The 22,165-nt window shown below is 58.6% G+C and carries 19 protein-coding genes and 1 tRNA gene; 7 read left to right on the plus strand and 13 right to left on the minus strand.

The window, feature by feature from the left end; translation table 11 throughout:
- Window positions 1-23: 23 nt before the first annotated feature.
- The 5 genes from dnaN to ABIT76_11385 form a co-directional block, all read right to left on the minus strand.
- A complete protein-coding gene (gene dnaN, locus ABIT76_11365; protein ID MEO7933745.1) occupies window positions 24-1,118 on the minus strand; it encodes a DNA polymerase III subunit beta in 1,095 nt (364 codons plus the stop codon).
- 92 nt (window positions 1,119-1,210) lie between these two features.
- Window positions 1,211-2,557: a chromosomal replication initiator protein DnaA gene (dnaA, locus tag ABIT76_11370; protein ID MEO7933746.1), complete on the minus strand. Its 1,347-nt coding sequence runs from the start codon at window positions 2,555-2,557 to the stop codon at window positions 1,211-1,213.
- A 472-nt stretch (window positions 2,558-3,029) separates the two neighbouring features.
- Window positions 3,030-4,643 carry a sodium:solute symporter gene (locus ABIT76_11375; GenBank protein MEO7933747.1) on the minus strand — a complete coding sequence of 538 codons (1,614 nt, stop codon included), beginning with the start codon at window positions 4,641-4,643 and terminating at the stop codon, window positions 3,030-3,032.
- A 42-nt stretch (window positions 4,644-4,685) separates the two neighbouring features.
- Window positions 4,686-5,294 carry a hypothetical protein gene (locus tag ABIT76_11380; GenBank protein MEO7933748.1) on the minus strand — a complete coding sequence of 203 codons (609 nt, stop codon included), beginning with the start codon at window positions 5,292-5,294 and terminating at the stop codon, window positions 4,686-4,688.
- Window positions 5,291-5,470 carry a hypothetical protein gene (locus ABIT76_11385; GenBank protein MEO7933749.1) on the minus strand — a complete coding sequence of 60 codons (180 nt, stop codon included), beginning with the start codon at window positions 5,468-5,470 and terminating at the stop codon, window positions 5,291-5,293. The genes ABIT76_11380 and ABIT76_11385 overlap by 4 nt, the downstream gene beginning before the upstream one ends.
- An 83-nt stretch (window positions 5,471-5,553) precedes the next feature.
- Here ABIT76_11385 and rfaD point away from each other — a divergent pair, with 83 nt between their 5' ends.
- A complete protein-coding gene (gene rfaD / locus ABIT76_11390) occupies window positions 5,554-6,558 on the plus strand; it encodes an ADP-glyceromanno-heptose 6-epimerase (protein MEO7933750.1) in 1,005 nt (334 codons plus the stop codon).
- A gap of 4 nt (window positions 6,559-6,562) precedes the next feature.
- Here rfaD and ABIT76_11395 read toward each other — a convergent pair whose 3' ends face one another.
- Together ABIT76_11395 and ABIT76_11400 are read right to left on the minus strand one after the other, a co-directional pair.
- The gene (locus tag ABIT76_11395; GenBank protein MEO7933751.1) at window positions 6,563-8,236 is read right to left on the minus strand and encodes an ATP-binding cassette domain-containing protein; all 1,674 of its coding nucleotides are present in this window, start codon (window positions 8,234-8,236) and stop codon (window positions 6,563-6,565) included.
- 49 nt (window positions 8,237-8,285) lie between these two features.
- A complete protein-coding gene (locus ABIT76_11400) occupies window positions 8,286-8,807 on the minus strand; it encodes a hypothetical protein (GenBank protein ID MEO7933752.1) in 522 nt (173 codons plus the stop codon).
- A gap of 80 nt (window positions 8,808-8,887) precedes the next feature.
- Between ABIT76_11400 and ABIT76_11405 the strand changes: the two genes are divergently transcribed.
- The gene (locus tag ABIT76_11405; protein MEO7933753.1) at window positions 8,888-10,336 is read left to right on the plus strand and encodes a hypothetical protein; all 1,449 of its coding nucleotides are present in this window, start codon (window positions 8,888-8,890) and stop codon (window positions 10,334-10,336) included.
- A gap of 237 nt (window positions 10,337-10,573) precedes the next feature.
- Window positions 10,574-13,045, plus strand: coding sequence for a putative Ig domain-containing protein (locus tag ABIT76_11410; protein MEO7933754.1), 2,472 nt, complete (start codon window positions 10,574-10,576; stop codon window positions 13,043-13,045).
- Here ABIT76_11410 and ABIT76_11415 read toward each other — a convergent pair.
- Window positions 13,038-14,357, minus strand: a complete 1,320-nt coding sequence (locus ABIT76_11415) for a hypothetical protein (GenBank protein MEO7933755.1) — start codon at window positions 14,355-14,357, stop codon at window positions 13,038-13,040. The genes ABIT76_11410 and ABIT76_11415 overlap by 8 nt on opposite strands.
- A gap of 209 nt (window positions 14,358-14,566) precedes the next feature.
- Here ABIT76_11415 and ABIT76_11420 point away from each other — a divergent pair, with 209 nt between their 5' ends.
- Window positions 14,567-14,848, plus strand: a complete 282-nt coding sequence (locus ABIT76_11420) for a hypothetical protein (GenBank protein ID MEO7933756.1) — start codon at window positions 14,567-14,569, stop codon at window positions 14,846-14,848.
- Entirely contained in the window at window positions 14,845-16,185 is a 1,341-nt protein-coding gene (locus tag ABIT76_11425) for an MATE family efflux transporter (protein MEO7933757.1), read from the plus strand. The genes ABIT76_11420 and ABIT76_11425 overlap by 4 nt, the downstream gene beginning before the upstream one ends.
- Window positions 16,186-16,194: 9 nt before the next feature.
- Here ABIT76_11425 and ABIT76_11430 read toward each other — a convergent pair whose 3' ends face one another.
- Window positions 16,195-17,298 carry a glycoside hydrolase family 3 N-terminal domain-containing protein gene (locus ABIT76_11430; GenBank protein MEO7933758.1) on the minus strand — a complete coding sequence of 368 codons (1,104 nt, stop codon included), beginning with the start codon at window positions 17,296-17,298 and terminating at the stop codon, window positions 16,195-16,197.
- 95 nt (window positions 17,299-17,393) lie between these two features.
- Window positions 17,394-18,191 carry a dienelactone hydrolase family protein gene (locus ABIT76_11435; GenBank protein MEO7933759.1) on the minus strand — a complete coding sequence of 266 codons (798 nt, stop codon included), beginning with the start codon at window positions 18,189-18,191 and terminating at the stop codon, window positions 17,394-17,396.
- Window positions 18,192-18,282: 91 nt separating this feature from the next.
- Between ABIT76_11435 and ABIT76_11440 the strand changes: the two genes are divergently transcribed.
- Both ABIT76_11440 and ABIT76_11445 read left to right on the plus strand, forming a co-directional pair.
- On the plus strand, window positions 18,283-19,677 hold the full coding sequence (locus tag ABIT76_11440; protein ID MEO7933760.1) for a dihydrolipoyl dehydrogenase: 1,395 nt from the start codon (window positions 18,283-18,285) through the stop codon (window positions 19,675-19,677).
- Between the two features lie 36 nt (window positions 19,678-19,713).
- Complete coding sequence (locus ABIT76_11445) at window positions 19,714-20,763, plus strand: L,D-transpeptidase family protein (protein MEO7933761.1); 1,050 nt, start codon at window positions 19,714-19,716, stop codon at window positions 20,761-20,763.
- A 6-nt stretch (window positions 20,764-20,769) separates the two neighbouring features.
- On the opposite strand, the gene ABIT76_11450 is transcribed toward ABIT76_11445, so the two are convergent.
- The 3 genes from ABIT76_11450 to ABIT76_11460 form a co-directional block, all read right to left on the minus strand.
- A tRNA-His gene (locus ABIT76_11450) sits at window positions 20,770-20,845 on the minus strand.
- Window positions 20,846-20,930: 85 nt separating this feature from the next.
- Window positions 20,931-21,290, minus strand: a complete 360-nt coding sequence (locus ABIT76_11455; GenBank protein MEO7933762.1) for a cupin domain-containing protein — start codon at window positions 21,288-21,290, stop codon at window positions 20,931-20,933.
- A gap of 70 nt (window positions 21,291-21,360) precedes the next feature.
- Window positions 21,361-22,086 carry an isochorismatase family cysteine hydrolase gene (locus ABIT76_11460; protein MEO7933763.1) on the minus strand — a complete coding sequence of 242 codons (726 nt, stop codon included), beginning with the start codon at window positions 22,084-22,086 and terminating at the stop codon, window positions 21,361-21,363.
- Between the last annotated feature and the right edge of the window lie 79 nt (window positions 22,087-22,165).

Here is a 22,165-nt window from a genome sequence, read left to right on the forward strand (position 1 = left end):
CGCGACTTGAAAACTGATTTCTTCTACGAGATGCGCATCGGCATCAGAACGTAAAGGAACGGCGTCTGGATTTTGATAACGCCGGGACTCATCTCATCAATCAGATCGAGGAAAACTTCGTCGTTCGGCAGGTTGCGCAGCGGCGCCATGAGGAATTCCGGATTGAAGGCAATCGCCATGTCCTTGCCCTTGTAGGTGACTGCGACAGACTCGCGGGCCTCGCCGACGTCGGGCGTGTTGGCCGTAATGTCGATGTTGTTTTTGCTGAAGATGAGTTTGACCGAGTTGGACTTATCGCTGGCGAGAATGGCGACGCGGCGCACGCAGTTGAGGAAGGATTCGCGCTCCAGAATGACGCGCTCGCGAGCCTCGCCGGGGATCACCTGGCGATAGTTTGGGTAGTTTCCTTCGATCAGTTTGGAAATGAGTAGAGTGTTATTCAACTCGAATGCAACCTGGTTGTCGGAGATGGAAACTTTCACCTCGCCGTCGTCCTTGAGCAGACGCGAAATCTCGGTAATCGCCTTGGTCGGAATGATAACTTCCGTCTCCTGGCTGCGCGGGAATTCGAGTTCGATATCGACCAAAGCCAGACGGCGGCCATCGGTTGCAACGAGCGAAAGTTTGTTTTCCTTGAAGCTGTGTAGGACGCCATTCAGCACGTAGCGGGTTTCGTCCGTCGAAATGGCGTAAGCGGTTTTTTTGAGACCGTCCTTGAGTTCCTTTTGCTTAATGTTGAAGACGCGGGCGTTTTCAAAGCGGGAGAGGGGAGGAAATTCTTCCTCGGGCAAGCCGAGGATTTTGAAGAAGGAAGCGCCGCAACGAATCGAGGCGGAATTTTTTGAATCAACATCGAACTGGATGTCCGAGGAAGGCAGTTCGCGAACGATGCTGGAAAGGCGGCGCGCCGGCAGTGTGGTGGCTCCGATTCTTTCCACCGTCGCCTCGACTTGGATGCGAATTCCGACATCGAGGTCGGTTGTGGTCAGGGTCAAACCGCTTTCCGTGGCCTGAATCAGCACATTGGACAGAATTGGGAGGGTCGTGCGGGTGCTGACGACGTTCTGCACGGCTTGGAGGCCTTCGTTGAGTTTTTCTTTGCTAACGCTGAATTTCATGAGTGGGTAAAAGTGCGGTTTGGGAAGAGGATGCGAAACTATGCGTGGAACGCTCGGCGTGTCCACTCTTTACGGGTGATTACTTGGTGTTTTTAACGCTGCAATTGCGAGTCGATGAGGGAAACGGCGCGCCGAGTGGTCTCGTCGTTGGCGATTTTCTCGTTCACCACCTTGCAGGCGTGGAGGACGGTGCCGTGATCGCGACCGCCGAACGCCTCTCCAATCTCATTGAGTGAGGATTTGGTGAGCTGACGGGCGAGATACATGGCGACCTGGCGCGGATAAGCGATGTTGGCGGGGCGGCGCTTGCTCGTCATGTCAGCAATGCGGACATCGTAATGTTCCGCCACGCGCCGCTGGATTTGATCGATCGTGACGGTTTTCTTGGCTTCCTCGTTGAGAATATCCTTGAGGAGATTTTCGATGACGTCGCGGTCCAAGTCCTTGCCGCTGAGCGACGCAAAAGACGCCACCCGCAGGAGGGCGCCTTCGAGTCGGCGGACATTGGTGCGAATGCGCTGCGCTAGAAATTCAAAAACCTTGGCGTCGAGCTTGATGCTGAGCGTCGCGGCTTTTTTCCGCAGAATCGCCATGCGCGTCTCGATGTCGGGCGGCTGCAACTCCGCCGTCATGCCCCATTCGAATCGGGAAACGAGGCGATGCTCCAGATTGGCGATTTCGCTGGCTGGACGATCCGAGGACAGCACGATCTGTTTGTGCCCCTCGAAAAGCGTGTTGAACGTGTGGAAAAACTCCTCCTGCGAACGTTCCTTGCCCGCGAGAAACTGAATGTCGTCGATCAGCAGCACATCGGCCTGACGATATTTCTTGCGAAACTTCACCAAGGAATTGTGCTGGATCGCGTCGATGAATTCGTTCGTGAATTTCTCGCTCGAGAGATACATCACCTTGGCGTTTTTCTTGTGGCCTTGGACGTATTGGCCGATCGATTGCATGAGGTGCGTCTTGCCGAGACCAACCTCGCCATAAACGAAGAGTGGATTGTAAGTCCGGGCTGGTGCCTGGGCGACCGCGATGGCGGCGGCATGAGCAAATTGATTGTTCGCCCCGACGACGAATGTCTCAAATGTGTTCCGCGGGTTCATCCCTGTGGCAGCGGCAGCGGCCTCGGGTTCCAGCGGAACCTCGGCAACGACTTCCACCGATTTCGGCGTGACTGGTTCCTTCGTCAGTGCTTTCGAGTCGGCATAGACGAAGCGAAGTTTGCGCGGCTGGCCGAGAATATTTGTGACGGCAGATTGCACCAAGGGCTGATAATTCGACTCGATCCAGACTTGGTAAATGTTGTTTGGAACACAGAGAGTCAGCGCCTCTTCATCTGCGGCAGTCAGTTGAATTTCAGCAAACCAGCGCTGGAAAGTATCGGGGCTCACCTGCGGGCGGATCGCCTCGGAGATAGGGTGCCAAATACGGTGCATGGAATCAGACATAGTAAATTTATCCACAGAGAGGCGTCACGCAGATGTCACATTCTGTGCACTCTGTTTGCCGGTGGAATATGGAGGGAGGGGAAAGGTCATTTGCAGCCGAGGAGAGGGAAAATTTTAGTTAAAAAATTTGCAAGCCCTTGAAGATAAAGGGGTTACGTAAGTGTGAAAAAAATAGATCCACTAGTGCATTCAGCGCCGAAACACCATTCAGTAATCGTTCGGAGTGAGGCACTTACCAAGAGTGGGGAGGATGTTTTACGCATTTTGTTCACAAGTTATTCACAGCTCCTTCTAGGGAGTTGCTGAGGGCAAGAGACTAAAATTCCGTGCTCCCATCGCCAAGGAAATTTTAGGAAAACAGCCGTTTTTATTTCAGCCTGAAGGCTGAATTCACCTTGACGCAGACCGTGGAAAATGCGCGCCGAATAACCTGTCATCGACCTCGGGTTATGGAACGCCCTCAGTTTGCAGCGCTTGCGTTCCGAATGTGATCCTCCGCCGCCCAAACCTGCTTTTCCGGCGTTCGAAATAAGATGGCGACTACAAATGTAACCACCGTTCCGAAAAGAATTCGCCAGGGAAATTCGATCTCAATAAATGGCCAGAGAGTTTTCCCGCTTGCCGTCGAGGGCAGCAGTCCGAGCAAAATCCCAATCGTGATGTGCAAGCCGCTCAAGAGCGCGGTGACGATAAACCCCGCGAGCATCGCCAGCACATTTCCCGTGTTGGAACCGCGGCGCTTGCTCAACATGCCGACCAGGAAAACGCCCAGCAACGATCCGTAAGTGTAGCCAAAAATCCCCAGCACAATCGGGATAATCCGCAGATGCAGCACGATTCGTCCGTAGGCAGTAAGGCCGCCGACTACGATCAGCAGCACCGAAAACACCACCGTGGACCAGCGCGCCGCCCGGACGATTTGAGCCGAAGTCGCCTGCGGCTTGATATAGGCCACATACCAATCTTCCGTAAAACTTGTCGCCAATGCATTCAGCGCCGTGCTGAGCGAGCCCATTGCGGTCGCAAACAAGCCAGCCACGACCAGTCCACGAACTCCCGGCGGCATCTCGTGCACGATATACCAGGCGAAAACATCCTTCTTGGCCGGGTCTTGATAATGCACCCACAGCAACAGGCCGATTAGCAAAAAGCAGAGCACCACCGGGATGTCGAGCAGGCCAGACAGCATCAGAGCGCGGCGACTGCGCCGAATGTCGGGCGCGGTCAGCATCCGTTGAACCATGTCCTGATCGGTCCCGTGCGTCGCCATCGTGGTAAAAACCGAGCCCAGCAACGCCGCCCAGATCGTGTATTCGATTTCCAGAATCCCTTTCACATTCGCGCCGAAACTTTTCGTGTGATCGATTCCGCTGTCGAAAAACGCGGGAGCTTTCACCTGCGCCAGCACCGTGCTCCATCCGCCTGGCACTCCCTTGAAAAGCACAAAAATCGCAAACCCGATCGCGCCAAACATAATCGTCGCCTGAATCACATCCGTCCAAACCACCGCCTTGATCCCGCCGAGCGCGGTATAAACGGCTGTGATCGCCGTAATCAACACCAGAGCCGCCACATAGATCCAGATTTCCTGCATCGGCTGCAACTCGACTTGCGCGACCATTTCATAGGCAAAAACCAACACGATGGCCCCGACATAGAGGCGTGTGCCGCTGGCCAGCATTCGCGTGAAAAGGAAAATGAAGGACGCGCCATTTTTCGTCGTATTGCCGAAGCGCACCCGGAGAAAATCGTAGATCGAGACGACGCGATAGTCGTAGTAAGGCTTGATAAAGATGTAACTCACCAGCACCCGCGCCAGCACCGTGCCGATGGCGAGCTGGGCGTAGGTGAAATTTCGCAAGCCGTAGCCTTCGCCCGGTGCACCCAAGAAAGTCGCCGCGCTCACCTCCGCCGCCAAAATCGATCCCAGCACCGCCCACCAAGGTAGATTCCGGTCGCCGACGGCGAAGCCTTCCATGTCCGAACTGCCTCGCCCCTTGTAAAGACCAATACCGACGATCGCGACGAAATAGACGACGATAATCAGGCCATCGAGGAGAAAAGGGGAATTCATGCGGCGAAAAGAAGACCGTTTTTTCGTCGGGAAAGCAACCGGCTATTCGTGCTGGAGAATGTCGATCAAGGCAATGGTCAAAGACCGTCGGGCACGCCGCAGATCTGTCAAAAATCTTGCGAACGCCAGCCAGCGCGCCGGATGCCGCGCCAGCCAGAGAAGAATGGAAGTCGCCTGTATTTTTTGACGTGCCAAATCGTAGGTCACGGCAAAGGGAATCGGAATCGGCTGGCCCGGCGTGTCGGAAATCGTCCGTAGCACGAGCAGGGGAACGCCCATGGACACGGCGATCTGCGCCACGGTGGCCGACTCCATATCGACGCAATCCGCCTGGGCGGCGAGACGGGCGTGATCCTTTTCGATAACACTGGAACTCGAATGCAAAACAGCTCCGCGCAACCTGGATGGAATCGTGGAAAAATTCGTCGCGCAAAAGACGTCGCCGATTTTCCACTCATCAGTCAGCGCCCCGGCGAATCCGCCAGCGACAAGCTGGCTGGGACGATGTTTCTCCAGAAGCGTCGGCAGTTTTGCGGAAACAGATTCCGCTCCAACTCCGATCAGCTCCATTTGAATGGAACTCGGATGGGTTCTCAGCCAGCGAGCGAAATCCCGCGCCTCGTGCTCCAGCGCGAAAACCACCAGAATCATGGCGTCGGCAGCGGCGTGGCTTCGAGCGTGGGGAGTGGGAGATTGCGCTCGGCGGCCTGGTTGAGTTGGAGGCGCAGCTCGGGAAATTCCTTGCGCGGTGGCGTGCGTTGTTTCCAGAAAAACATCGCCGCCGCGCCCGCTGCGAACGCCAGCACGATGAGCAGGGTAGTTTTCATCGCGCCCAGTTTTCGCCGACTGCCCGTGGCTGGCAATGGGAAAATGGTTGCGAGCCGGCTGCGACTCGAATCAAACTCGACTCGTGAACACCCGACCACTCGACCACGGCAAAATCCTCGTTACCGGAGGCGCTGGCTTCATCGGCAGCGCGCTGGTTTGGGCGCTGAACCAGCGCGGACTCGAGAACATCGTCATCTGCGACATTCTCGGCTCCGACGAGAAATGGCGGAATCTGGTTCCGCTGCGTTACCTCGATTACGTGGAGGCGGCGGACGTGAAATCGCTCATCGAAACGAAGGCCGCGCCGTTGCGTGGAGTCGAGACGATTTTCCATCTCGGCGCGTGCTCGGCGACGACGGAAAAGGACGCGAGTTACCTCATTCGGAACAATTTTGAATTCACCAAGCTGCTGGCAGGCTGGGCGTTGGAAAACGAGGCGCGTTTCGTTTATGCGTCCTCGGCAGCGACTTACGGGGACGGCGCGCAGGGCATGAACGACCTCGATACGAATCTAACCCGGCTGCGTCCGTTGAACATGTATGGCTACTCGAAGCATCTCTTCGACGTTTACGCGCAGAAACACGGCTTCCTCGATCAGATCGTCGGGCTGAAATATTTCAACGTCTTTGGGCCAAACGAATGGCACAAGGGCGACATGCGCAGTCTGGTCAACAAAGCCTACGACCAGGTCCGCGCCACAGGCCGGTTGCAGCTTTTTCGGAGTCATCATTCCGAGTATCGCGATGGCGAGCAGATGCGCGATTTTCTCTATGTGAAGGACGCGGTGGAAATGACGATTCACCTCGCGGAAACGTCGTCGGCGGGCGGCTTGTTTAATCTCGGGTCCGGCGAGGCAAATACCTGGCTGACGCTGGCGAATTCGCTCTTCAGTGCGATGGAACTCGAACCAAAAATCGACTTCATCGACATGCCGGAATCGATTCGGCCGAACTATCAGTATTACACCAAGGCCAGCATCGAAAAACTGCGCGGCACCGGCTACGAATCGACTGTAACTCCGCTCACGGAGGCGGTGACCGATTACACGAAAAACTACCTTATTCCGCGGCGTCACCTCGGCGCATAGAACTTTAACTCCACTGGCTGCGGCGGCAGCCGAGCCAGGCCACGAAAATCGCCACCACGATCTGGCTCCCGAGAAACCAGATGCAGGCAGGAGTGTCGGCGAGCGGAGTTTGCACGACGCGTTGCAGGATCGTGTAGTAGTTCGTTTCGCGGAAGGTTTGCAAGTAACCCGACCAAGCCCAGTAGGCGGCGATGAAAGGTTTCACCACATTCGCCAGCCAAAGCGGCAAGGCTAAAAAAGCGCCGGAAAGTGGAAGCTGGAATCCGACGAAATAGATCGAGGCGAGCGACGCTTGCTCGGGCGTTTTCAAGCAGGCGGAAAGGGCGAGCGAGATTGCGGTGACGGCGGCGTTGACCAGAAAAAGCAGGAACGCCTGGGTGGCGAGCGAGCCGGGAAGGTGGCAGACGATGTTCACAAAGGCGGCCATCCAGAGGCTTTGCGCGACGACCCAGAAACCGAGGTAGGCGAGTTTGCTGGCGAGGTAGGCGAGGGGACTGAGGCCGGCGAGTTTTTCTTTTTCGAAAATGGTGCGCTCGTTGGCGATCTCGCGTGCGCCGTTGTTCGAGGCCATGAGGGTGAGCAGGATGACCTGAAACATGGCGATGCCGGAGAGCAGGCTGCCGTCGCGGGTGGAGGATTGGATGTAGGCGTTGGCTTCGGCGAGCTGTCGAACGACGTTGGACTCAAACCGAAGGTTGAGGTTTTGGATTTCCGGCAGGCCGTGAATGGCGAAGATGACGACCAAAAGCGGGAAGCCGAAGAGCATGGCAAACTGCAAAATACGTCCGCCAGAGTCGCGCCGCCAAAGGAGCCAGCGGCGGCTGAGCAAGGTGAAAAACTGCGAGAGGAAGCCGGGCGTGTCGAGCGGAGCGGAGGTTTCACCGGGGCTTTCCTGAGTCGAATCCAACTCGAATGCGGGGCCATGTTTTTTCCAGGAGGCGGACCATTTTTCCGGTTTGCGCTTGCCGAGGCGGTCGAAGATTTCCTCGTGGTGGAGGACGTCGAAGTAATGGGCGAGGTGCTCGGTCGGGCCGTGATACGCCACATTCCCTCCAGTGAGGACGGTGACGCTGTCGTAGAGTTCGAGGTGCGCGAGGCTGTGGGTGACGTTGAGAATGAGCCGGTTTCCATCCTTGGAAAGCCGGTGGAGCAGGTCGATGATTTCGCGCTCCGACTTGGGGTCGAGTCCGCTGAGGACTTCATCGCAAAGGAGCAGGCGCGGCGATGTGAGCATCTCGATGGCGAGGGACAGCCGGCGTTTTTGTCCGCCTGAAAGGACGGCGACCGGACGGTCGGTGACGGCGTCGAGTCCGCAGTCGAGGAGCGTTTTTTCGATGCGCTCGGTTTGCTCGGCCTCGCGCAATTCCGCCACGCGCAGACGCAGCGCGGAGGCGAGGGATTCGCGGACGGTCAGCGCGTCGTAGGCAATGCTGAATTGCGGCACGTAACCGATCTCACTAGGATGCAAGTCGCCCTCGGTCAGCAGGTCGCGGCCCTGCCAGAGGAGGGTGCCCTCGGAGGGGTTGTGCAGGCCGGCGATGAGGCGCAGCAGGGTGGTTTTTCCACAACCCGACGGCCCGAGAATCGCGCCGAAATGACTCGAGGGCCAATCCAGCGTGAGGTGCTGGAGCAGCGGCAACTCGCCTGCGTGATAGGAAATGTCGCGGAGTTCTAGCACGGGATCAGGCTAGCGAGGGAGAACGCCGGGCGCACTGAGAAAAAGCGCCCTACTTGGCGTCCCAACCGCGCGTGGTGACGGTGCTGGGATTGGTGTATTCGCCGACGATTTTTCCGTCCTGCGAGACGCGCACCCAGACGCCTTTGACGGAGTCGGCCACCTTGATGCGACCGCCATTCGGAAAATAATAACTTCCGACGAGATTCGATTTGATGAGTTCGATGTCCTTGGTCGTCACAATCTGCGGCGACTTGTTCCTGAGCGATGGAATCGCCTGCGAACCCGTCACCCGCGCCACCACGTCCTCATCCTTCTTTTTGCCGAGTTTCTGGTGCTCCACAAAGATGACGTAATTGAGCGTCAGCCCGGACAAATCGGCAAAGGTTCCATTCACGAGCTTGATGTCGTAATTGACCTTGCTCACGAGTTTGGCGTCCGACCCTTGTCCTTCGGCACGCGGCTTCTCGCCCTTATCGACGGTCTTTTCGACCGTGATCTGCACCGTGCCGAGAGCAGCGGCATTCGCCATCAAGCCTACTGCCATTAACCAACCGAGGAGCGTCTTCTTCATGCGAGTTGCATAGGGATCTGGCCCGGTTTGAACAAGCTATTTCGACTTGCGCTGCGGACATTCACCCCGGAAATAGGAGCATGACTCCCACCCGCCGCCGCTATTTGAGTTGGATCTTAATTGGGCTGCCGGTCTTTCTCCTGATCGCCGCATTGATCGTCTTGATGCAGGCCAAGGCGTTTCTCCGCAGCGACCGCTTCCGGGCCTTCCTCAGCGGCAAAGTCTCCCACACCGTCCGGGCTCAGGGCGCATTTCGTCCGCTGCAATGGACCGAGTCGTCCTTCTACTCCGATGCCTACACCGCCACCGGCGAGGCGGGCGGACCTCTGGAAAGCATCGACGCCGAGCAAGTCCGCGCCAGTGTCAACCTGCAAGGTCTCTGGGAGCGCAAATGGCAGGTGGAGCACGTGGAAATAGAACGCCTCGCTCTCGTTCCTTCCGCCAAAAAAATGTCCCCGCCCAAGGAAGCTCCCAAGTCGGAAGACGATCAAACCGCCGCCTCTGCCCACGACTCGGTGACTTACTCCCAATCGACTGAAAGTCCAATCCGGCCCAAACACCCCGAGGATCTGCGTCCGAAAACACCCGGTTTCATCGATTCCCTGCTGCCCAATCAAGTCGATGTGCAGCGCGTTTCCGTGTCAGATTTCACGCTCGACGGCAAACACCTGCGAGTTCCATTTCGCTTGCAGGGACTCAAAGTCGAGGCCACTCCCGATGGCAAGGCGTGGAACCTGACCGGCTCCGGAGGCAGCGCGATTTTTGAGAAACGTCCCAAGATTTCCATCAACGACGTGGCTGTTCGTTACGCGGACAAAACCTATTTCATCACCCGCAGCGCCTTCACCGTCGAGGGCGGCGGCAGCGCCACAATCACCGGCAAGATCAACGAAAGAGCCAACTCCAACACCGACCTCAACGGCAAATTCGACAAACTTCCCGCCGCCACCATTCTGCCCAAAGACTGGCGCGCGCGTTTGCACGGGCAGCTTTCAGCCGACTTGCATGCCGTTGGCGACGGCCAAAGTCTCGTCGTTTCCGGCCCGGTCACCCTGACCAATGGCGAACTCGAAGCGCTCCCGGTTTTGGATCAAGTCGCGCTCTTCACCCGCACGCAGCGTTTCCGGCAGTTGCACTTGGAAGCCGTCCACGCCGATGTGGAAATCCGCGATGGCCGGGTAAAAATTTCCAATCTCGACGCCGAATCCAGCGGCCTCGTGCGCATGACCGGTGGCTTCGTCATCGAGAACGGCATCATGACTGGTGAATTTCTCGTCGGCGTCACGCCCGCCAGCCTGCGCTGGATTCCCGGCTCGCAAACCAAGGTCTTCACCGACGAGCACGGCGGCTATCTCTGGACCCCAATGAAAGTCACCGGCCCGCTTGCGCACATGACGGAGGATCTCTCCGAACGCCTCGCCGTCGCCGCCGGCCAGGAGTTAATCGACACCATCCAAAAAGATCCGTCCAAACTGAAGGACACTCTCAAGGATGCCGCCGAGTCGCTGCTGGATTTCTTCAAAAAATAAACGGATCGACTGCAAGTTGATTCGACAGATTCAACATTATGCATGACCATCTGTCGCCCCATCAGAATTGTTAGAAGTGCCCCTATGAAAAACCTCAATACTACGCAACGTGGAGTCTTATTCCTCGTTTTACTGGCACTCGTTGCCATTCCATTTGTCTTACTCCGCTCTGGAAAAACTTCCTCTGAAGTAAAGGCAACCGCTGCACAAACGCCAGCAGCGCCGACGAGGTCATCGGTGGCAGCCTCCAGCACTCGGGCGACGACGCTGGTTGCCAATCTGCCTGCGGCAGTTCCCACCAAAAAAACCTGGCCAGCACCCGCAGAGACTTGGGGCGTAAAATTGCAGCCTCGCTCCGCTGCCTACGCGGCAGCCAAACGCTCCGGACAAGAGGTCAAGGGCAGAGCCGGTCCACTGGATGTGGCGGCAATGACCAGCCCAGCCAAGCTGCATGAGGGAGACGAACTAACGATTCCCCTGCTGGGTGGCGAGCAGGTGACGGGTCGGGTGCAACTCGTTTTGCCCGAAGCCGATGGAGTGGTGCGAGTCGGCGGAAAATTGACCGGCGATGAAAAAGGAACGTTTATGCTGACCCAGCTCCCGGATCAAGTAATGGGCCAAATTCTCCTGACCAACCGCCAAGTCGCTTATGTGATCACCCCCGGTGAAGAAGGCGGAACTTGGCTGGTGGAGAAACCTCTCTCCGATGTCCTCTGTTTGCCCTATCCCAAGGCTGCGGCGCGCGCCTCCACGACCACGACTGGAGCCGTCGCGGCTACCGGCCCCGTGACAGTGCCCACGCTAAGCAGCCGCCCCTCGGCCCCCGGCGTGATTTATCTGGACTTTAACGGGGCGACCATCACCGACCCCTCTTGGAATGGTGGCGAGACCATCGTGGCCGCACCATATGACTTAAACCCGGGTCAGATTTTGGAAATCTGGCAACGCGTGAAGGAGGATTTTGTTCCCTTCAACGTCGATGTGACGACCAATGTTGATCGTTACAACGCCATGGAGCCCGGCAATCGCATGAGATGCGTTATTACTCCAAACAATACAGCGGCTCCCGACGCGGGTGGCGTGGCCTACGTGGACAGCTACTCAGAGTCTAGCCTGGCTTACTCAAAGACGATCCCGTGCTGGGTCTTTAATGACACCCCGGACACGATCGCTGCGGCGGTTTCTCATGAATTCGGCCACACCCTTGGGCTAAAGCACGATGGCCGCAAGGAGCCTAACGCCGAGGAATATTATAATGGCCAAGGTACCGGCAAAGTGAGCTGGGGTCCAATCATGGGCAGTGGTTATTACACAGCGCTGACTCAATGGAGCAAAGGGGAATACGCCGATGCCAACAACCAGGAAGACGATCTCAGCATCATCGTTGATCCGAAAAACGGCTTTGGTTACATCTCCGACGATGCAGGCAATTCGATTGCCACCGCCACAGTCCTAGGCCGCAATGGCTCTACTGTTTATCAGAAAGGGACCATCTCGTTCACTGGCGACGCGGACTATTACGTGTTCAATACTGGTGCTTCCCTGGTTACCTTTAATGCGGCTAATGCCCAGCCTTCTGCGGACTTGGACATTCGCCTGGATCTTTTCAATGCTGCAGGCACTCTCATCGAGACGGCCAATCCAGATTTGGACACCATCGCCTCGGTTTCTCACACGGTCGTGCCTGGCACTTACTACCTGAGAGTCACGGGCACCGGTCGTGGTAACGTCCTTCTCGACGGCTACAGCAACTACGGTTCTCTGGGAGCTTACACGCTCACCGGCACGATTTCCGGAGCCGCGCAGCCGCCTGTCATCGTTAGTCCCGAGACAGCCGCCCTGACCGCAGGAGTTGCTTTTTCTTATCAAATCGTCGCCACGAACAAGCCCACGAGTTACAACGTCATCGGCACATTGCCCGACGGTTTAACCCTGGACGCAGCCACAGGTGAAATCAGCGGCACTCCAACTGATGGCGGAAGTTTTTATATAACATTGCAGGCGACCAACACCGTCGGCACAGCCAGCAAAAACCTGCTCATCAATGGTGACTCTAACACGCTGCCGGTGATTGATAGTGCTCGCACCGCCTCCGGCGTCGTCGGCGAATATTTCTTTTACGAGATCACCGCCTCCAATGATCCGACAAGTTTCTCGATCAACGGCACTCTGCCGGACGGTCTGACTTTTGATCCTTTGACAGGGGTAATCGAAGGCACACCAACGGCCATCACCACCAAATCACTTACGATCACCGCCACCAACGCCGCCGGTGATGGCACCAGCAGTCTGGTCATCACCATCATTTCACCTCTCAACCTGACCACTGCTCTCGATGAGCGCAGCCTCGTTTGGAATACGGGCGGCAATGCTCCTTGGAAAGTCATCACCAGCGGCACTTCCGATGGAGTGGACGCCGCCCGGAGTGGGCACATTGGCAATAGCAAACGCTCTTGGATCAGCACCACCGTCAAGGGTCCCATAACCGTTAGTTACCGTTGGAAGATCAGTTGCGAACGCGGTTACGACTTGCTTCGCTTCAGCGTGGACGGAAGCCAGAAAGCCTATGCCACCGGATCTGTTGGCTGGACGACCAAGAGCTTCATTGTCCCCACTGGCACCCACACCTTGAAATGGGAGTACTCGAAGGACTTCTCCATTACGAGGGGCTTGGATGCGGCATTCCTCGACGCCTTCAGCCTCAAATAAAGTCCGCCTCCAGCGGCACGCGATTAAAGGCAATTTTGTTGCCGGTGAAATTGCGGGCCGCTCCGGGCATAATGCCAAGCGTGACGGTGTGGCTGCCGAATCGGGTGTTTAGTCGATCCATTGCACCGGTCAAGCGGTCGCGTTTTTCTTGGGCCGCAGGACCGTGGGATAACACTTCAACTCCAAGGCTGATTTTCTCGGCGGTGAAAAATTCCAACTGACGCGCCGCGTCTGCCGGAACGAGATCGTGCAGGGTAATGCTGACTTTTTTCAGCGGAGTTGCATCGCTATGTGCGCGGAGTTGGCTCCAGAGGTGGACGAACATTTTCTGCAAACTCAGGCTGTCGGCCACCGGCGGAAACCGCACGTCGTAATCCATGTGCAATGCGCCCACAACCCACACGCTCAGGCTCATTCCTTGAGCCAGAAAACCGTCGCGGCGCAACCGGCTGGCGCATTTCAAAGTCAGCCGACGCCCCACGAGTTCCGCCATCGCAAAGGGACGATCCACCGGCGCGAGCACGTGGCTGTGGCCAAGGCTGCGATGGACCACTTCCTCCGGCGGAATCTCCACGCCGCGCAGCGCATACCAGAAACGCTCTCCCTGCACGCCGCGCCAGATTCCGCGCAATTGACGCGCCGGGCACACCCAAAGTTGCTCGATCGTGCGGATGCCCGCCGCGTGGAGGCGATGCTCCATGTTGGCTCCGATGCCGGGCAGATCGCGGGGCACGAGCCCGGAGAGTCGCCCGGGAAATTCCGCTGGGTGCAGCACGACGAGGCCGTCGGGTTTTTGCATGTCGCTGCCGACCTTTGCCAGAAAACGATTCGTCGAGATACCAATGGAACTCGTCATGCACACGCCCACGCGCTCGGCGATGCCGGCTTTGATCCGCCGGGCGAGTTCGATGGCGTTCTCGGCGATGCGCCATTTTCCGGTGAGCCGGCAGGCCATTTCGTCGATGGAGGCGACGTTGTCCACGAGAATGTGGCGGTCGATTTCCTCAAGGATTTTATTGTGATAAATGACGTAAGTTTCCGAGTTGGCGAGGCGGATGGCGACTTGCGGGCAGCGCGTCTTCGCCTCCAGCACGGGCGTGCCGGTTTTAATGCCAAACGCCTTGGCCTCATAGCTCGCGGCGATGGCGCAGGTGAAGTCGGTCTCGGTCGGAATGACGATCACCGGACGCCCGCGCAGCTCGGGATCTACCTGCTGTTCGACGCTGGCGAAATAGCTGTTCAAGTCGATAAACAGCCAGTCGTAGAGCCGTTCGCCCTCGCGGCTGGGGAGCGAAAAAGCGGGCGTCGTCACCCGGTCAGGATAAAGAAAACGTCGTCGCCGCCAAACGAAAGCCGCCTGTTCAAGCATGGAAGCGTTCTCATTTTCCGCGTCGGCTTTCGGCTCGTCACGGGTTCTGGGCGGAGTTAGAACCGAATCGTGCCCGGTCGCGATCTTACCTTCGATTTATTGCGCGGTGGCGCGGTGCTTTACATCATCGGCTACTACCACATCCAGGACGTGTGGCTGGTGCATTTGCCGCGACCGCTGGCGGGCTGGCTGGCGCGAATTACCCTGGCGCTGTTTGCTTTTTGTCGGGTCACTTGCTGGCTGCACAGACGTGGACATCGGTGGGAAAATTCTACCGCCGCCTGCTGAAAATCTATTATCATCTTGGCGAAAACTTCCTTCCTCCCAGCTCGCCCTTGGCCCGCCAATTTTACTACCTGCTCGTCCTCCTGCCTCTGGCGCTCGCCATTTCCCACACCTTGCAACGCGCCTACCAGCGGCTCCTGAAACCTTGAAAACCACCAGTTTCCTCCACGAGGCCCGGCTCACCATCCTTCTCGCCGTGCCCATGATGGCCGGGCAGGTCAGCCAGATGCTCATGAACGTCGCCGACACCGTCATGGTCGGGCGCGTCGGCGTGCTGCCTCTGGCGGCGGCCTCGCTAGCCTCTGTCATCCTCACCATCTTCTTCGTCATCGGCCTTGGGTTTCAAATTCCCGTCTCCATTCTCACGTCGCAGGCGCACGGAGGCGGTCACTCCGATGAACCCGGGAAAATCCTTCGCCACGGGCTTTTCATTGCGACTTCCATTGGAATCGCAGTCGCCTGTCTCGTGACCGCGCTTTCCTTTTTCCTGTCGCATTTCGGGCAGGAACCCGGCGTTGTCCGGCTGGCGATTCCTTTTCTGCGCATCGTCGCGTGGTCGCTCGTCCCGGCCATGATCGAGCAATGCCTCAAGCAATTTAGCGAGGCCCTGCATCGTCCGTGGCTGCCGATGCTTATCATGCTCTCCGCCGTCGGGTTAAACGTCTTTCTCAACTGGATTTTCATCTACGGCAACTGGGGCGCGCCCGCCCTCGGCCTCACCGGCGCGGGCCTGGGAACATTCACCGCGCGGATCGTTTCCGTCGGCGTCCTGCTCGCCTGCATTCTGCGCGGCCAGTTTTATCAAAGCGCCCTGCCGAAACGCTGGTTCGCGAAATTGGACGCCACCCGCCTGCTCGTCATGGCCCGGCTCGGCGCGCCCCTTTCGCTCTCGCTCCTGCTGGAAGTTGCCGCTTTCGGTTGTGCCGCGATCATGATGGGCTGGATCAGCGCCCGGACACTCGCGTCGCATCAGATCGCCATCAACTGCGCCGCGACGACGTTCATGTTTCCGCTCGGCCTCTCCTTCGCCGCGCGCATTCGTATCGGGCACACCGTCGGCTCCGGGCAAACCGAACGCCTCCGCACCATCGGCCTCTCCACCATGGCCATCGGCACACTGGTAATGACCACCTTTGCGCTGATCTATCTGGCCTTTGGCAACGTGGTCGCGGGCTGGTTTGTGAAAGAACCCGACGTCATCGCCATGGCCTCCGCGCTGCTCTCCATCGCGGGTATTTTCCAAATCTTCGACGGCATCCAAGTCATCGCTGGCGGCTGCCTGAATGGCCTCTCCGACGTGCGCGTGCCGACCCTCACCGCGTTTGTCGCCTACTGGTTGATCGCCCTTCCGCTGGCGTGGTATCTCGGCTTTACGCGTCATTGGGGAGGTCCCGGAATCTGGACCGCTTTGGCCGTTGGACTCGGACTTGCCGCGCTTTTTGCCCTCAGCCGTTTTCTCTTTCTGACGAGACGAGTTAGAGCGTAATCACCCAACTCAGAGCCGCGCCTTCGCCCGCTGAATCCGCCGCCACGCCGTGCGAATCGTTGATTTCTCGATCCGGCCGTCCTCCACCGCCTGCAGCACCATGGCAATAATCCTCCCCGGCAGCTCCGGCTCGCGCTCCGTGTTTGTCACCATCAGCACATCAGTTCCGGCATTGATCGCTCGGACGACCGCCTCCTCCAGCCCGTAATGTTTCGAGATCGCCTTCATCTGCAAATCATCGGAAATCACCAGCCCATCGAAATGCAACTCGTCCCTGAGCACCCCCTCGATCGCCGTGCGCGACAGGGAAACCGGGAAACCATCCGACGCCAGATCGCGTTGCAGCAGGTGGCCCGTCATCACCGCATCCACCCCGCCCGATGCGATCAACTCGCGATACGGCTCCAACTCCGCCGCCTTCCACGTCGCCGAGACATCCACAAAATCGTCGTGACTATCCGTGCGGCTCGACCCGTGACCGGGGAAATGTTTCAGCGCTGAGAGAATGCCGCGCGCCCGGTTCGCCGCCATGAATTCCCGGGCATAGGTCACCACCTTCGCCGGATCGCTGCCGTAAGTGCGGTGCTGGACCGAGATCGGATTCAACGGCTCGCCGCCGAGGTCCACCACCGGCCCCAGATCAAGATTAAACCCGGCCTCGCGCACCCAGCCCGTCATCGTATCAAACCGAAGGCGCGCCTCCGCCGGAGTCATCGTTGCCCCCATTTTTTCCGCCGACGGGATCGCCTCGTAGCCCAGCCTCGACCCGAGCCGCTGCACCAATCCGCCCTCCATGTCGATCACCAGAAACGGCGGAAACGGCCCGCCTGCCTCGCGATACAGCCGCGTCATTCCGAAAACACCGGCGCGGCTTTTGAAATTCCAGCCCAGAAAAATCACCCCTCCGACCTGTCCGGCGTGGACCTGACGCGCCACGCGCCGCGGCCCCTCGGCCCTGGCGTCGGCCCCGGTAAACCCGAGCAAAATCATCTGCCCCACCATCACCCGCAGCGGCGGCGACTGCACCGAAAAGAACCAAACTCCACCCGCCATGACCGCGCCAAGTCCCAGAAAAATCAGCAGTCGCCGGAAAAAGTCCATCCGCAGTTTCATGCCCAACTCCCCGCCAAAGGTCAAGCCCGGCTGAGTTCACTCTGCATCGAGCAAAGCGCTCGCTTTGCGAAAGTTGCCGGGCTGGTGATGAGCTGTTACTTCAAAATTTCGTCGAAGAAGATCTGCATTTGTTTCCAACTCCGCTCGGCAGCGGTGGCGTTGTAGCCGATTTTGCCGGTGAGGCCTGCGCTGGTGGCGAGCTGGTCGGCGGCGGGGTTGGTGAAGGCGTGGAGGGCGCCTGCGAAGTCGATGGATTGGTAGTCGATCCTGGCGGCTTCGAGTGATTTCTCGAGGTCGGCTTTGGCGGGGGCGGGGACCATGGGATCAATCGCGCCGTTGAGGAGGAGAAAATGGGTTTTCACTTTGCCTGCGACCTCGGCGGGAGCGGGGACGGGGCCGCCGTGGAAGCTGACGATGCCGACGAGCGGCGCGCCGCTGTAGGCCAGCGCCTGGACGGTGGAGCCGCCGAAGCAGAAGCCGATGGCGGCGAGTTTCGCAGGATCGACGGAGGGGTTCTTTTTTAATTGATCGAGCCCGGCCTGGGCGCGCTCGGCCATGAGGGGTTTGCCGTAGAATTGACCTGCGAGTTCGCCTGCTTTCTTTGGGTCTTCAGTGGTGACGCCTTGGCCATACATGTCGGCGGCGAAGGTAACGTAACCCAGCTCGGCGAGCTGGTTGGCGCGGCTTTTGGCGTAGTCGTTGAGGCCCCACCATTCGTGGATGAGGAGGATGCCGGGCGTTTTTCCGGGAGAAACTTTGGCGTCGTCGTAGGCGAGATAGCCGGTGAGGGGAGTGCCATTGTGCTCATAGGCGACGGTCTGGGTGACGAGTTTTGCTTGGGCGCTGGAGAAGACGGTGCAGGCGAGGAGGGCGAGAAAGGAGGTGTGCTTCATAAGATCGTCATACGCGAGAGCGGCGGGAAAAGCCGCATCTATTTCGCGGGGCTTTTGCGGTTAGCGGTTTTTGCCCTAGGTTGGGGGAAACATGTCACCAGAATTTGACCTCCTCATCATTGGCGCGGGCAGCGCGGGCTACAACGGGGCGTCGCTGGCGCACAAGCTGGGGTTGAAGGTGGGCCTGATCGACGGTGCGGAGGAACTCGGCGGGCTCTGCATTTTGCGCGGCTGCATGCCGAGCAAGGCGCTGCTGGCCGGGGCGAATCGGTTTCAGCGGGTGAAGGAGAGCGGGGAATTTGGCATTTCGGTGGAGAATGCCCGGATCGACATGGCGGAATTGATGGTGCGAAAGGATTGCTGGATCGGCGAGTTTGCGGACTATCGGCGGGGGCAGATCACGAGCGGGCGGTTTCCGTTTATTCATGGCCACGCCGCGTTTGTGGATGCGCACACGGTGGAAATTACGACAGGACCAGAGGTGGGTCGGCGGGTGACGGCGAGTTATTTTCTGCTGGCGACGGGGTCGGAATTAAAGCCACCGACGCTGCCCGGTCTGATGGAAACGGGTTTCCAGCACAGCGACACGCTGCTGAAGAATCCGCACATTCCGGCGTCGGTGATCGTGCTCGGAGCCGGGGCGATTGGGCTGGAGTTTGCCCATTATTACAATGCGCTGGGGAGCCGGGTGACGATTTTGCAGCGCAGTGCGCATCTGCTGCGAGGCTCGGATTTTGAAGTCTCCGATGGCTTGCGCAAGGCGCTGGAGAAACGCGGGATCGCGATTCAGACGGGAGTTGCACTCGAATCTGCCGGAGTCGGCCCGAATGGGAAAAAGGTCGTCTATTCCCAGAATGGCGAGCGTCACGAAGTCGAGGCCGAGGAAATTTTCTACGCGCTGGGCCGCCGACCGAAGCTCGACACGCTCGGTCTCGCCAACGCAGGGGTCGAGTCAAAGTCGATTCGCCCGACGCAGCAGACGAATCAGGCTCATATTTTCAGCGCGGGCGACGTGGCCGGACCCTACGAAATCGTCCACATTGCGATCAATCAGGCGGAGGTCGCCGTTCGCAATGTGGCCCGGCTGCTGAAGAACGATCCCAGTCTGGAAACGATGGATTATCGCAGCAAATTGTTCGTCCTTTTCACTCATCCCGAGCTGGCTCAGGTCGGTCTCACCGAGGAGGAGGCGCGTGGAAAAGGGATGGATATTCTCACGGCCTGCCATCCGTTCGACGATCACGGCAAGTCGCTCGTGATGGGCGAGTCCGATGGTTTTGTGAAGCTGGTCGCGTTGCGGAGTTCGGGCGAAATCATCGGCGCGAGCGTGCTCGGTCCCGAAGCGAGCAGTCTGATTCACGAGATTGTTGCCGTGATGCATTTCCATGGAACTGCCGCCGACGTGGCAAAAATGCCCCATTATCACCCGACCCTCGCCGAGATCTGGACGTATCCGGCAGAGGAAATTGCGGATCAAGTTGCCTAAATCGTCCGCCTCTTTATGGTTCCCGCCTGCCCAATTATGCGTCCATTCCTTTTTCTTTTTCTCGCCACCAGTTCTTTGTTTGCCCAAGTCGCGCCCGTGCCCGCTCCAGCCGAGTTGCAGGTCATGCGCGCCGAGCCCGTGCGTGAGCGCGAGCTGATCACCCGGCTGCAAATTTACCTCGATCAACGCAATTTCGGTCCCGGCAAAATCGACGGACGCTGGGGGGAATTCACAGGGAAAGCCCTCAATCGTTACCAAAAAGCCAGCGGCATGAACGTGGACGGCAAATGGGAATCCATCCCGGATCTGCTCCAGATCAGCCCGATTTACACGAGCTACACGTTGCGGCCCGAGGATTTTAAGCAGGTCGGCGAGATTCCAAAAACGCCCCAGTTGCAGGCCAAGCTAAAGCGGATGCCCTATACTAACATCCTGGAATTCCTTGGGGAGAAGTTCCATTCCGATCCCGAGTTTTTGCTGAAGTTGAACAAAGATCGCAGCATGGCGGCACTGGTGGCTGGCGACGTTATTCGCGTGCCGAACGTGGCTCCGTTTCTCATCGAGGACATGAAGGAAATCGGCAGCCTGCCGCCGGTTCCGGAGTTTGCCACCCGGTCGATTCACATCGACACGGTTAACAAAATGCTCGAGCTGCGCGACGGCGACAAACTGCTCGCGGCGTTTCCGATCACGCCCGGTGCGGCGAATCATCCGGCTCCAAAAGGAACGTGGCACATTGTCGGAATCGCGACGATGCCCTGGTATCGCTGGAACAAGGGCGTGCTGAACAACGGCGTTCCCACGGGTGAATCCTACGAGATTCCAGCCGGACCCAACTGCCCGGTGGGCGTGCTCTGGTGCGGGTTGAACAAACGCGGCGTCGGCGTTCACGGCACGAACAGCCCCGACAATATCGGACGCACGGGGAGCCATGGTTGCATTCGGCTGGCAAACTGGGACGCCGCGCGTTTCGCCAGCATGGTGACCAAAGGGATGACGGTTCTGATTGACGCCGTGGATGTGGCCCCGACCGTTCCTGCGACTCCCACTCCTTCTCCGGTTGCGTCGGCAACTCCGGCTCAGTGAGGAAAATGGGGTGATCGACGGGACTCGAACCCGCAACAACCAGAATCACAATCTGGGACTCTAACCATTGAGCTACGACCACCATTTTCTCTGTCCTCGCGGGCAGGGCGAATTAATAACGCTCGTTGCTGGAAAGCGCAAACCGAAAATTCGGGCGCGGCCAGTGTTTATAAAAAAGCGACCGGCTTCTCGTAGATCGCCAATACGATGCAACCCGACTCACTCGTTACTCTGTGCCGCGTGCCTGGCGGATTGATGATGAGGCTGCCAGCCTGGGCCGTTCCTTGGTCGTCGGTCTGGCTGCCGGTGAGGATGAACAAATGCTCGTAGCCAACGTGTTTGTGGAGCGGAATTTGCCCGTCTTTCTGGAAGCGCAGCAGCGAGGCGCAAGGCCCCGAGTTTCCATCGCCATAGATGCGGAAAATATCGACGCCGTCCTGAAAATACTGCCAGTCCACCTGGTCGGGATCGCGGGCGATGCTTTGCAGATCCAGTAAATCGATGGGTGGAAGGGAGAGAGATTTCAATGGAAGTCGAATGGGAGCGGGGATATCCACTCTGACTCGGTTCACCGTAAAATCAACGGCGGAACCCGGCTTAATTGCCGAGCGCCGCGATGAAAGCCGCCGAATCCGCCACGGCTCCGAAGACGCCGCCCTGCATCTGGATCATTTTTAACGCGGCGAGATAGTTTCCGTGATCGGTGGCACCGGTGCAATCGGTGAGCACGATGCATTCGTAGCCGCGGTCGTTCGCCTCGCGCATCGTGGTGTGCACGCAGACGTCGGTCGTGATGCCGGTGAGCACGATGTGGGTGATGCCGCGGGTGCGCAAGAGCAGGTCGAGGTCGGTCGCGTAGAACGCGCCTTTGCCCGGCTTGTCCACGATCGGCTCACCCTCGATGGGGTACACCTCGGGCACGATGTCCCAACCCGGTTCGCCCCGCACGAGGATGCGACCGCACGGCCCGGCGTCGCCGATGCCCGCACCCATCTGCTTCGACCGCCACAACTTGTTCGGTGGACAGTCGCTGAGATCGGGCTTGTGCCCTTCGCGCGTGTGGATCACGAACAGACCGGCGGTCCGTGCCGCGGCGAGCACCCTCGCGGTGGGTTCGAGACCGGACCGCGTCAGGTTGAGGTCGTAGCCCATGTGGTCGACGTAGCCGCCCGGCCCGCAGAAGTCCGTCTGCCAGTCGATGTTGAGGAGGGCGGTGCGGGCGGGGACGACGCTGCCGTCGTAGGGCCACGCGTACGGTTCGGCGTCCACGACGCCGGCCGGAACGTCCGCCGCGGGCGCGGGGGTGGTGACGGTCTCGCTCACGATCGAGCCTCCGAGGGGGTGACGAGCTGGCCGGGGCCAGCGGATGGGGTGGTCAGGGCGGCGGCCAGTGCGGTCGCCG

The sequence above is a fragment of the Chthoniobacterales bacterium genome (assembly GCA_039930045.1).
Lineage (GTDB): Bacteria > Verrucomicrobiota > Verrucomicrobiia > Chthoniobacterales > DASVRZ01 > DASVRZ01.